11 protein-coding genes are annotated in these 11,381 nt (G+C 69.1%); 5 read left to right on the forward strand and 6 right to left on the reverse strand.

What is annotated here, in order from left to right; genetic code table 11:
* Positions 1–346: 346 nt before the first annotated feature.
* Positions 347–2,335 carry a translation factor GTPase family protein gene (locus VKV26_19995; protein HLZ72193.1) on the forward strand — a complete coding sequence of 663 codons (1,989 nt, stop codon included), beginning with the start codon at positions 347–349 and terminating at the stop codon, positions 2,333–2,335.
* Here the strand turns inward: VKV26_19995 and VKV26_20000 are convergent.
* Positions 2,332–3,159, reverse strand: coding sequence for a DUF429 domain-containing protein (locus VKV26_20000; protein ID HLZ72194.1), 828 nt, complete (start codon positions 3,157–3,159; stop codon positions 2,332–2,334). The genes VKV26_19995 and VKV26_20000 overlap by 4 nt on opposite strands.
* 43 nt (positions 3,160–3,202) lie before the next feature.
* On the reverse strand, positions 3,203–4,378 hold the full coding sequence (locus VKV26_20005; GenBank protein ID HLZ72195.1) for a deoxyhypusine synthase family protein: 1,176 nt from the start codon (positions 4,376–4,378) through the stop codon (positions 3,203–3,205).
* A gap of 223 nt (positions 4,379–4,601) precedes the next feature.
* Between VKV26_20005 and VKV26_20010 the strand changes: the two genes are divergently transcribed.
* Positions 4,602–4,985 (forward strand): stress response translation initiation inhibitor YciH, encoded by a 384-nt coding sequence (locus VKV26_20010; GenBank protein HLZ72196.1) that lies wholly within the window; start codon positions 4,602–4,604, stop codon positions 4,983–4,985.
* Between the two features lie 9 nt (positions 4,986–4,994).
* On the opposite strand, the gene VKV26_20015 is transcribed toward VKV26_20010, so the two are convergent.
* Positions 4,995–5,786: an SDR family NAD(P)-dependent oxidoreductase gene (locus VKV26_20015; protein HLZ72197.1), complete on the reverse strand. Its 792-nt coding sequence runs from the start codon at positions 5,784–5,786 to the stop codon at positions 4,995–4,997.
* Positions 5,787–5,948: 162 nt separating this feature from the next.
* On the opposite strand from VKV26_20015, the gene VKV26_20020 reads away from it, so the two are divergent.
* Positions 5,949–6,500: a hypothetical protein gene (locus VKV26_20020; GenBank protein HLZ72198.1), complete on the forward strand. Its 552-nt coding sequence runs from the start codon at positions 5,949–5,951 to the stop codon at positions 6,498–6,500.
* On the opposite strand, the gene VKV26_20025 is transcribed toward VKV26_20020, so the two are convergent.
* From VKV26_20025 to VKV26_20035, 3 genes are all read right to left on the reverse strand, one after another.
* The gene (locus tag VKV26_20025; protein HLZ72199.1) at positions 6,497–7,222 is read right to left on the reverse strand and encodes a PIG-L deacetylase family protein; all 726 of its coding nucleotides are present in this window, start codon (positions 7,220–7,222) and stop codon (positions 6,497–6,499) included. The two genes, VKV26_20020 and VKV26_20025, sit on opposite strands and share 4 nt — an antisense overlap.
* A 258-nt stretch (positions 7,223–7,480) precedes the next feature.
* Positions 7,481–8,266: an SDR family NAD(P)-dependent oxidoreductase gene (locus VKV26_20030; GenBank protein HLZ72200.1), complete on the reverse strand. Its 786-nt coding sequence runs from the start codon at positions 8,264–8,266 to the stop codon at positions 7,481–7,483.
* A gap of 14 nt (positions 8,267–8,280) precedes the next feature.
* On the reverse strand, positions 8,281–10,017 hold the full coding sequence (locus tag VKV26_20035) for a CocE/NonD family hydrolase (protein ID HLZ72201.1): 1,737 nt from the start codon (positions 10,015–10,017) through the stop codon (positions 8,281–8,283).
* Positions 10,018–10,237: 220 nt separating this feature from the next.
* On the opposite strand from VKV26_20035, the gene dcd reads away from it, so the two are divergent.
* Together dcd and ribD are read left to right on the forward strand one after the other, a co-directional pair.
* The gene (gene dcd / locus VKV26_20040) at positions 10,238–10,816 is read left to right on the forward strand and encodes a dCTP deaminase (GenBank protein ID HLZ72202.1); all 579 of its coding nucleotides are present in this window, start codon (positions 10,238–10,240) and stop codon (positions 10,814–10,816) included.
* A partial coding sequence (ribD, locus tag VKV26_20045; GenBank protein HLZ72203.1) for a bifunctional diaminohydroxyphosphoribosylaminopyrimidine deaminase/5-amino-6-(5-phosphoribosylamino)uracil reductase RibD occupies positions 10,800–11,381 on the forward strand: 582 nt, incomplete at its 3' end. The genes dcd and ribD, both read left to right, overlap by 17 nt.

Consider the following 11,381-nt stretch of genomic DNA (forward strand, 5'->3'; position numbering starts at 1 on the left):
ATTGCAGGCCTACGTGCGCCACGACAACGGCGCCCGCTTGCACAGTGCGCTGGGCGACAAGCCCCCGGCGAAGTACGCTGAGGAGCACCTGACCCAGCCGGCATGACCCGTCACTGTCTCACCTGTCCTGAACCACTACACCGGTTGCCAGCCGGTGCGGCGGTCTCTACACTTCGAGCGACAGCGAGCGCCGAAGACCACGGCTTTGGCCGGACTCGTGGCCGGGCCGGCATGCACGCATCGCTGCCGGCTCGCGGGTTCGCAGCGATGCTCGGGGAGAAGGAAATGGGAGCGCACATGTTCATCCGGATAGGGATCACTACCTGTTCAGAGGACATGACGCTTCATGCGAACCTTGAACCTCGGTATTTTGGCGCATGTAGACGCGGGTAAAACCAGCCTGACCGAGCGGCTGCTCCACGCGGCCGGTGTGATCGACGCGATCGGCCGCGTCGATGAGGGAACCACCCAGACCGATACCCTGGCGCTGGAACGGCAACGCGGCATCACGATCAAGTCCGCCGTGGTGTCGTTCGTCATCAATGATGTCACGGTCAACCTGATCGACACGCCGGGCCACCCGGACTTCATCGCCGAGGTGGAACGGGTGTTGAGCGTGCTCGACGGCGCGGTGCTGGTGATCTCGGCCGTCGAGGGCGTGCAGTCGCAGACGCGCGTGCTGATGCGGACGCTGCAGCGGCTGCGCATTCCCACCCTGATCTTCGTCAACAAGATCGACCGCGGCGGCGCAGACGGCGAGCGCGTCCAGCGGGAGATCGCCGCGAAGCTGACGCCGGCGGTCGTCGCCATGGGCTCGGTGCGCCAGCCCGGCACGCGGCATGCCAGCTTCTCCCCGTACGGCGCGGCCGATGCGGCCTTCACGACCACATTGTCCGAGTCACTGTCTGAGCACGACGATGCGCTGCTCGCGGACTATGTCGACGGCGCGGCGGCGGTCTCATACGGCCGGCTCCGGGGAGAGCTTGCAGCGCAAAGCAAGCGTGCACTGGTGCATCCGGTCTTCTTCGGGTCGGCGATCACCGGCGCGGGGGTGGACTCGCTGATTGCCGGCGTTGCGGAGTTGCTGCCCGCGGCCGAGGGCGACGGCGACGGTCCGATTTCCGGCGCCGTCTTCAAGGTCGAGCGCGGGCAGGCCGGTGAGAAGATCACCTACCTCCGCATGTTTTCGGGAGTCGTGCGCACACGCGATCGTCTGCCGGGCTGCGGGGGCAGCGAGCAGAAGATCACCGCGATCAGCGTGTTCGAGCATGGCTCAACCGTCCGCCGCGAGGCGGTCGTCGCAGGGCAGATCGGCAAGCTCTGGGGTCTGGACGACATCCGCATCGGTGACCAGATCGGCAGGCCGCGAACGACCACGGCGCAGCACTACTTCGCCCCGCCGACGCTGGAGTCGGTGATTATGCCGCGGCATCCGGCCGACAGGGCCGCGCTGCACCTCGCACTCGGCCAGCTCGCCGAGCAGGATCCCCTGATCAACCTGCGGCAGGACGATCTGCGGCAAGAGCTCTATGTATCGCTCTACGGTGAGGTGCAGAAAGAAGTCATCGGGGCCACGCTGGCGAACGACTTCGGCCTCGCCGTCGAATTTCGCGACACAACCACAATATGCATCGAACGACCGATCGGCGCCGGCGCGGCCGTCGAGACGATGCACATGCCGCCCAACCCCTTCCTCGCCACCGTCGGGCTGCGCATCGAGCCGGCCGCAATCAACAGCGGTGTAGCGTTCCGGCTGGCGGCTGCGGTTCACGGCAGGATGCCCGCGGCGTTCTTTAAGGCCGTCGAGGACACGGTGTACGCCACGCTGCGCCAGGGCATCCATGGCTGGCAGGTGACGGACTGCACCGTGACGATGACCCACGCCGGCTACCTGGGCAAGCACGGCCTCGGCCATCAGTACTTCAACAAGAGCATGTCGAGCACCGGCGAAGACTTCCGCAAGCTGACTCCGCTGGTGGTGATCAGCGCGCTGCAACAGGCCGGCGCGGCGGTCTACGAGCCGATGCACCGCTTCCGGCTGGAGATTCCCGCAGATTCGTTCGGGGCGGCGGCGCCCGCATTCGCGCGTCTGAGCGCCGTTCCGCAGACACAGGAACTCCGGGGTGCGACGTACCTGCTGGAGGGTGAGATCCCGGCGGCGCGGGTGCACGAGCTGCGACAACTGCTGCCGGCGCTGACTCGCGGCGAAGGCGTGCTGGAGTGCAGCTTCGACAGCTACGAACTGGTCCGTGGCGTGATCCCGACGCGGCCGCGGACGGACCATAACCCGCTCAACCGCGAAGAATACCTGCTGCACGTCATGCGGCGGGTTTAGCATCGCCGCGACGCGAACGTTGGCTGCCCGCCGATCGCGCCGCCGGCAGCGTTTGGCCACAGGTCCCGCGGGACGGGCGTGAGCACATAGCCGCCCGTGAGGTCGCCGAAGGCGCGGCAGCGGGCGGCGCCCCAGCGGTGCGCGTAGAGCGCAATGTAGGCGCAGAGCAAGGCGTCGGCCCGGTCTTCGTAGCCCTTGAGCGCCAGGCCGCGCAGCCCTGAAACGTCCTGGACGAGGAACGCCCTATGGCCCGCGAGCGGCGGTTCGGCGCCGGCCAGCGAGCGCAGGCAAGCTTGATACCGGCGCCAGTCGGCCAGCGCCTCGGCGCGGCGGGCCGGCTGGTTCGCCTTCTTGTACTTCAGCGTGCGCACCAGCCCGAACAGCGCAATCGTCGCCGGGTGCGGGAAGACCTCGACTACCTGCCGCACCGGCTCACCAGCCGGCACTTCCGCCGCATGTACGAAGCCTCGCTCTGCCAGCGCCGCGACCAGCGCCTCGCCGCGCACCACGCCATTGAAGGCGAGCAGGCCGCGGTTGGCCGGGTACGGCCCCGCATGAAACCGGCCGAAGACCCGCTGCACCTCGGCTTCGCAGACCCGGCGCCCCGTGGCGTTCGGCACGAGCAGCGGCGCATCGACGGCCACGATCGCCGGCCCACTGCCGGCGACGCGCTCGACGTACGCGACAAGCTCGGCATCGTCCCCGAGCAGCGACAGATCGACCAGTTCGGCGCCGGCAGCACTGCCGCGCAGCGTCGCCGCCCCGCTGCGGTTGCGCGGCGACCACGCCAGATCGAGGCCGATGAACGTCACGAGATCTGGCACGCGCTGTTCCCGTCCCTGTGCTCTGCTGCCCCCGGCCTCCGCCTTACGCGTACCCGTACACGGCCTGGACATCGACCTCCGCGCCGCCGAAGGCGCCGACCAACATGCGACCGTCCTCGGCGTAGCGCACGCGCAGTCCGACGCGCTGCGGCAGCCCCGCACGAACTTCGAGCAGTGCCTGCGTCATCTGCACCAGCGGCACCATGAAATCGCCGTAGTGCTCGGCCACCGTGGCGTCGGCGGCATACTTCTTCCAGGTCTTGCCCTCGGAAATGGTCGAGCCGGAGAGGCCGCCGGTCTCCACCGGGTCCAGTGAGATGCGTAGGCCGTAGTTATGCTTCTGCAGATCGCGCCGGTCGAGCATGTAGGCACAGGCCATCGATTGCTGGCCGTAGTTGCGCGGGGCGCCGCCGCCCAGCGTGATCAGCCCCGCGCGGCCGCCCGCGTCTTCCACCACGGCGTTCACGGCCACCGTGTCCAATGCCTCTTTTACCGGATCCAGCAGCAGGCGGCGGCCCGTGCGCTTGCGGTAATGCGCCAGGTCGGTCGTGATGTCGCCGTCGGCGGGGCTGGGGCAGAAGATGGGGATGCCCTGCCGGGCCGCGGCGGTGATCATGCCGTCCGCCCTGCCGTGCCTGCTTTGCGGGAGCCAGGCTCCGAGCCGCCAGAAGTACTCACTCGGCGTGTAGGCGCGCTCGTGCGAGAGCGTGTCGGCGAACTCGGCGATCACGTCCTCGTTCTCGTTCAGCTCGTTCTCGTCGCCGTAGGTGTTCCAGTAGCGATTGATGTCCAGCCTTTGCAACAGGTTGTCGTCGACGTGCGGGGTGCCGTGGTAATGGCGCAAGCCGCGCACCTCGGTGAGGTCGTGCGTGATCTGCGCCGGCGTGGTCACAATTACGTCGACCAAGCGGTGCTCAATGATCGCACGCAGCGTGCCGCCGAGGCCGAAGGGAATGTAGGCGCCGGCGATCGTCAGCCAGATCGCCTGCTGCTGGCGCGCGAGCATCTCCTCCCAGCCCAGGTAGACGCCGGCAAGATTTCGCAACGGCCCGCCGGCCCGCTGCATCGCGCGGAACAGCTCGGCAGCGCCGGCGCCGGCACGCGGTTCCAGCCGTTCGATCGGTGAGGTGAAGAACTCGGCGCGCCGGCGCTGATAGTCGGCGGCGGCGAGGTCGCGGCCTTCCTCGCCCGCCCGTCGCGGCTCGTGTTCGTGCGGCATGGTTCGGTCCTCCGTGCCAAAGGGTACCGAAGCGCTGTCGACAGCCGCCAGCCGGGCGCCGGCAGCCGCGGCCCTCATACCTGTGTGCCGCGCGAATCGCCGCGCTATGCTGGAGGCACACACCCGCGCTCGATCGCCCGCTTGCGCCGCATGACCACGGTGATGTTGCGCAATGATTGGCTCCAGGCGATCGGGCACAGGTCCTGCCTGGAGGCTGCCGTCGATGCCCGCGCGAGACAGTCGTCCACTCTACTCCACCGACGGCCGCGTCGTGACCGACCGGCGGCCGGTGCGCTGCTCCGACTGCCGGCGACCGCTGCATGCCTGCGTCTGCAAGGACCGCGCGACGAAGCATCCGGTGTTGGGCGACGGCATCGTGCGCGTCGCGCGCGAGCGCGGCGGCCGCGGCGGCCAGATCGTCACCCTGATCACCGGCCTGCCCGGCGACGACGCGGCGCTGGCCGAGGTCGCCGCGCGGCTGAAGCGGCTCTGCGGCTCCGGCGGGACGGTGAAAGGCCGCACCGTCGAGCTGCAGGGCGACCACCGCGAGAAGGCCGCGGACGCGTTACGGATCCTGGGTCACACGGTGAAGCTGGCGGGCGGATAGCCGAGCCCATCAGACCTTGAAGACGGCGCCACCGTCGACACTCAGCACCTGGGCGTTGACGAATTTCGACTCGTCTGAGGCGAGGTAGTAGATCGCGTTGGCCACGTCTTCCGGCGCGCCGGAGCCGGGCGTGAGCTGGATCTCATCGTGCACCCGTTCGAAGACGTGATGGCCGGGCTGCAAGCGCGTGGCCGTCGGCGTGAGCACGGCGCCGGGCCGCACCGCGTTGGCACGGATGTTGTGCGGCGCGCCGGCCGAGGCGAGGAAGCGCGTCAGCCCCTCCAACCCGGCCTTTGAAGCCATGTAGCCCGCCGAGGGGAAGAACGGCATGATCGACTGCTGGTGCGGCGAGACGGCGGTGACGGCGGCCAGGGAGGTGACGTTCACGATCGTGCCGCCGCCGGCGGCGATCAACTGCGGCCAGCAGGCCCGAGCGAGGATGTAAGCCGAGGTCAGGTTCAGGCGCAGCGTGCGCTCGAAGGCGTCGTCGTCCGGTTGTGGAAAGGGATCGGGGACGCCGCCGCCGGCATTGTTCACCACGATCTGCACGCCGCCGTACAGCTCCGTCGCACGCTGCGCAACGCCTTCGAGCGCCGCGCGGTCGGTTACGTCGCAGGCGAGGAAGCGCGCCTCACCGCCGGTGGCGAGCGCGGCCTGCTGCACGGCCAGTCCCTCGCGCTCGCGCCGCGCCACGATCGCGACCTTCGCGCCCTCCTGCACGAAGCGCATCACCGTCGCCGCGCCGATACCAGAATTGCCGCCCGTCACGATCGCCACTTTGCCCGCGAGACCGCCCGCCATCGCCTTCCTCCTTCGCCTGCGTATCACTTGCCGGGAAGTATACTGCGCCGCGCAGCACGAGACTCCGCTCGGCGGGGATACCCCGGCGATACACTGTTGGCAGGGCTGCGCGTCAGCCGTCTGAAAGTGGGTTGTACGGCCACAGGCAAACAGGGGACGACGATGGAAGGCGGCGAACTGTCCGCGCTGCCGGCGCCGTTGCGGCCCGGCACGCCGCAACGGCTGGCGCATCTCTATCAAGAGCACGTGGTGAAGCAGTGCCGCGAGGAGCGCCTGCTGATCGCCAGCAGCTTTCTCGTCATGTTCGGCATCGTGCGTTTCATCACCTCCAGCATCAAGGCCCATCGTTTCACCTGGCTGTTTCACAACGTCGGCACCAACGGCGGTACGCACATCCACCATTTGGTCTTCGGCATCTTCGGGCTGCTCATCGCCGGCTACATCGGCGCCGCCTTCACCAACGATCGCGCCTGGGGACGGCGTGCGGTCGCGATCCTCTTCGGCATCAGCGCCGCGCTGACGCTCGATGAATTCGCCCTCTGGCTGACGCTGAAGGATGTGTACTGGACCGAACAGGGCAAGGAGAGCGTCTACGTCGTGATGGCCGTCGCGGCGGTCGCCACCATAGGGATCGCCGGCCGCGGCCTCTTCGCGGCGATGGGGCGCGACACGGCTGCCCTCTGGCGCGAGTTCTTCGAGCGAAAGCAGCCTTAGCCTCCGGTTGAGTCGATGTACCGGAACGCCTCGGCGTATTCCACGGGCGGCTGCGCCGTGGCGCCGGACTGGCGCGCCATCTGCCGGAGGAAGGCAGCGAGACCTTCTTGGTCCTGCACCTGGCTTTGGTGCAGCAGCATCGCCGAGACCTTGGCGTCGATCGTCTCGCCGATGTCGATCCACCGCGTGGGCAGGTTCGCGGCGGTCATGTAAACCTGCTGCACGACATGCGGCTCCAGCCCCTCGCGCAGCAGCTCGGGGAAGGTGCGGCCGTTGCGCGCCGCCGGGTAGATCGCGGCCAGCACCGCCTCGCCGCTGACCCAGTGGTCGCGATGCTGGATGTAACCGTCGCCGACGTAGCGCGTGGCCGGGTCGAAGCAGATCACCGTGTCCGGCTTGTGGCGGCGGATCGCGGCGACGAGTTGGCGGCGCAGCTCGGGCGTATGCTCCAGGAAGCCATCCTCGTGGCCGAGGAACTCGACCGTATCGATCCCGAACGAGGCGGCGGCGCGGCGCTGTTCCTCCTCGCGCGTGCGAATCAGGTCGGCAGAGGGCAGCTCGGTGTTCTCGTTGCCCTTGTCGCCCCCGGTGCAGACGACGTAGCCGATCCAGGCTCCCTGCCGGCTCCAGCGCGCGATCGTGCCGCCGGAGGTGAACTCGGGGTCGTCGGGGTGGGCCATCATCACCAGCACACGCTGGGGTTCGCGGTCGTGGCGCTGCATCGGCGGCTCCTGTGTTGATGTTGTTCGCCATTGGTCGCGGCTGGCTCGCGCGCCGCCGATCGTCAGCCACGGCGGAATCGGCCTGCGCCTCGCGAAGCAGATCGGGGCGGCGGATTGGGGCCGGCCGTCAAGAGGATGATATCCGCCCGCGAGCAGCCCCCGGTTGCAGGGCGTCACGGCGACGCGCCCGGCAGAGCGATCCGAGCCTGTGCGAGAGGTTTCCTTCCAAGTAGAAGCGGAGCTCGATCGGCGGTTCGCTCATCCATGCGGACTGGGTGCGAGGCTGGCGCCGCGGCCGAAGCGGGCCAGCACCTCATGCTCGAACAGCGCCTCGCCGGTCAGCGTCGCCGGCGTCGCGGTCGCCAGGATCACCGACGCCTCGACGAAGTCCTCTTTCGGGTCGGCGTTCTGCGGCTCGTTGCCGCCGCGGCCGAAGCGGGCGCCGGGCGTGTCGATCACGCCGCGCGGCTTCAGCGCGTTGACGGCGATGCCGGCATCGGCCAGCTCGTTGGCGAAGGCCTTGGTCATCCACTCCAGCGCAATTTTCGTGACGCCGTAGTGGCCGGAGAGCCCTTCCCGGTTCGCGGCGGCCGAGCTGATGTTGATCACGGCGCCGCCGCCCTGCTGCTGCATCTGCTCCTGCACGGCGCGCGTACACCAGAACGGCCCGTTGACGTTGATGCGCAGCTCCAGCTCGAAGTGCCGCGGCTGGATCGTCGCGATGCGACCGGCGGGCTGGATGCCCGCGTTGTTCACCAGTACGTCGATGCGGCCGAAGCGCGCCAGCGTCGCCGCGACCATGGACTCGATCGACTCCGGATCGGCCACGTTGCAGCGCACGGGCAGCGCCACTCCGCCGGCTTGCTCAATCTCCTGCGCCGTCTCGTAGATCGTGCCGGTCAGGATCGCGTGCGTCGCCTGCTCGGTGCGGGCCGCGACGACAACACAGGCGCCCTCCGCCGCCATGCCCAGCGCCATGTACTTGCCGAGCCCGCGGCTCGCGCCGGTGACGATGATGACTTTGTCCTGCAAGCGGTTCGCCATCTCGGCTCGCTCCTCTACCGCGGAATGATGGGCAGCAGCAGGTGTGAGGGGTGCGCGGCGTCGTGGAAGACGGTCTGCAGCGCCGGCTTCGCTTCGGCCAGCGATTCGGCGCCGAGCCTGCCGCCGGTGTTCAGGTTACGGTCGAAGTGCGGGAAGTTGCTGCTGGAGATCTCCAGGCGGATGCGGTGACCGGCGCGAAAGAGGTTGCTCGTCGCCCAGAGGTCGATCACGTACTCCTCGACGGCGCCCGGCTGCACCGGCTCGGCTTTCTCCAATCCGTACCGGTAGCGGGCGCGCAGGATGCCGTCGCAGAGGATACGGGCGAAGCCGTCCTCGTGCACGTCCACCAGCTTCGCCGTCCAGTCGGTGTCGGGCGCGGTTGTCGAAGCGTAGAGCACGACCTCGACGGGGCCGGTGACCTCGATATCTTGCGCGAGCGGCGGCGTGGAGTACACGAGCACGTCCGGGCGGGCCTCGACCGTCTGCTGGTCGCGCGGGCCGGCGTTGGCGGCGATGTAGAGGCCGGGCAGGAAGGTCGTGCCGCCGACGGTCGGCGCCGGGTCGCGCGGATCGTAGGTGTAGACGTCGGGCGGCTCGTTCGCGGCCGGCGCCTCGCCCAGCGTGCCGTTGCCCGCGGCCGAGTTGGCGCGGCCCTGGCCGTGCAGGTAGAACGGCGTGAACCGCGTGCGGGCGAGCGGCCACTCCTGCTCGTCGCGCCAGACACCTTCGCCCATGACAAACAGGCGCACCGGTGGCTCGCGATCGACGCCGTTGTCGATGCCTTTCAGCCAGCGGTCGAACCAGCGGATCTGCATGCCGGCCAGGTTCATGAAGGCCATGTCCGCGGCGCTGCCGTGCGTGTACTCCGCATACGCGCCGGAGTAGGCGCCGTGCGCCCAGGGCGCGATCAGCAACCGCTGGTGGGCGCGGGCCGCGGCGCTGCCGCCGCGCTCGCGCATGCCGAGATAGTTCTCCAGCGTGCCGCCGAGGAAGAGGTCGTACCAGCCGCCAACATGAAACGCCGGCACGTCGATCCGCTCGTAGCGATCAGCGATGCGCCACTGCCGCCAGTACTCGTCCAGCGATTCGTGCTCCAGCCAGTCGAAGAAGTACAGCGCCGTGCGCTCTAATTCGGGCATCTGCTGCAGCGGCAGGCGCTTGTAGAGGTTCTGCACGTCGTCCACGGCGCGCAGCAGCTCGGCCACGCGCTTCGATCCGTCGCCCGTGCCCTTGCTCTGCCGCAGCGCTGCTTCGGGCGAGAGCAATAGCGCCCAGAGCAGGGCAAAGCCGAGGTGCAGGGCGCCGCCCCGGTAGGTCCAGCCCTCGTAATAGTCGGAGGCGGTGACGACAGGGAAGATCGCCTTCAGGTGCGGCGGCGTTGCCGTCGCGGCGAGCCACTGCGTCGCGCCGAAGTACGAGCCGCCGGTCATGCCGACGTTGCCGCTGGACCAGGGCTGCGCGGCGCACCACTCGACTGTGTCGTAGCCGTCCTGCGCCTCGTCGCGGAAGGGGTAGAAGTCGCCCTCGCTGGCGAAGCGGCCGCGCGTGTCCTGATGCACGACGGCGTAGCCCGCGAGCGCCAGCCGGTTCGCCTCGGCGTAGGTCTGCATCGAGAGCATCGACTTGCCGTAGGGCAGCCGCACGAGAATCACGGGCAGCCGCGCATCGCCGTCGGGCCGGGTCACGTCAGCGCGCAGCGTCACGCCGTCGCGCATCGGCACGGGCACGTCCTTGTCGATGATCAGCCTCATCGTGCTTCCCTCCGTAGGCGTCCAGTCGGCGGTGCCGGTGCCTCCGGCCCGCGCAGAGCGTACCCTGAGCAGGCTGTGTTCGCACAAACCAGCCGTCCGCCCCGCTCCTCCGACCACTCGCCACTCGCTCTGACGCACGGCTGCCTGCTGCCGACTGACCCGATACCCTGCTACGATGCGATCACGGCGCGGGCGGTAAGGTCGCCGGCAGGAGCGCACGGTGGTTCTCAGCGACCGCACCATTCGCGAGGAGATGCAGGCCGGCCGGCTCGTGCTCGCGCCTTTCGAGCGGGCCGAGATCCAGCCCGCCAGCGTGGATGTCCGCCTCGATCGCTCGTTCCGTGTCTTTCGCAACTCGCGCTACGCTTACATCGACGTGCGCAAGCCGATGGACGACCTGACCGAGCTGGTCGAGGTCGCGGACGACGATCCCTTTATCCTCCATCCCGGCGAGTTCGTGCTCGGCAGCACGCTCGAATGCCTGACACTGCCCGACGACATCGTCGCCCGCGTGGAAGGCAAGAGCTCGCTCGGGCGGCTTGGCCTGCTGGTGCATGCTACCGCGGGTTACGTCGATCCCGGCTGGTACGGCAACCTGACGCTGGAGCTGTCGAACGTCGCCAACCTGCCGATCACGCTCTACTACGGCATGAAGATCGGCCAGCTTTCGTTTGAACGCATGTCCACACCGGTCGAGCGGCCGTACGGCTCGGCGGCGCTGGGCAGCAAGTACCAGGGTCAGCGGCTGCCGACCGCCAGCCGCTCGTACCAGGACTGGCAGAATGGCCGCGCCCACTGACAGCCGCACCGCCGCGCGCCCACCCACCGCGTTCATGCGGCGCGCCCTGGAGCTTGCCGCCTCGGTCTACGCCACGACCAGCCCGAACCCCTGTGTCGGCGCCGTGCTGGTGCGCGAGGGCCGCATCGTGGGCGAGGGCGCCACGCAGCCGGGCGGCACGCCGCACGCCGAGGGCACGGCGCTGCAAGCGGCGGGCGAGGCGGCGCACGGCGCCACGCTGTACGTCACGTTGGAGCCGCACAACTTCCAGGGCCGCACGCCGCCATGCACCGACGCCCTGATCGCCGCCGGCGTCGCCGAGGTGCACTGCGCGTTGATCGACCCGGACGAACACGTGCGCGGGCGGGGCCTGGCGCAATTGCGCGCCGCCGGCCTCGGCGTGGAACTGGGCGAGGGCGAGGCGGAGTCACGCAAGCTGCTGGAGGGCTACATCAAGCACCGGCTCACCGGGCTGCCGCTGGTCAAGGCGAAGTTCGCCGCCAGCCTCGACGGCAAGATCGCGGCGAAGACCGGCGACGCCCGCTGGGTGAGCGGCGGCGACACGCGCGAGCTCACCCACCGCGAG

The organism is Dehalococcoidia bacterium, from assembly GCA_035310145.1.
In the GTDB taxonomy this organism is placed as follows: Bacteria; Chloroflexota; Dehalococcoidia; order CAUJGQ01; family CAUJGQ01; genus CALFMN01.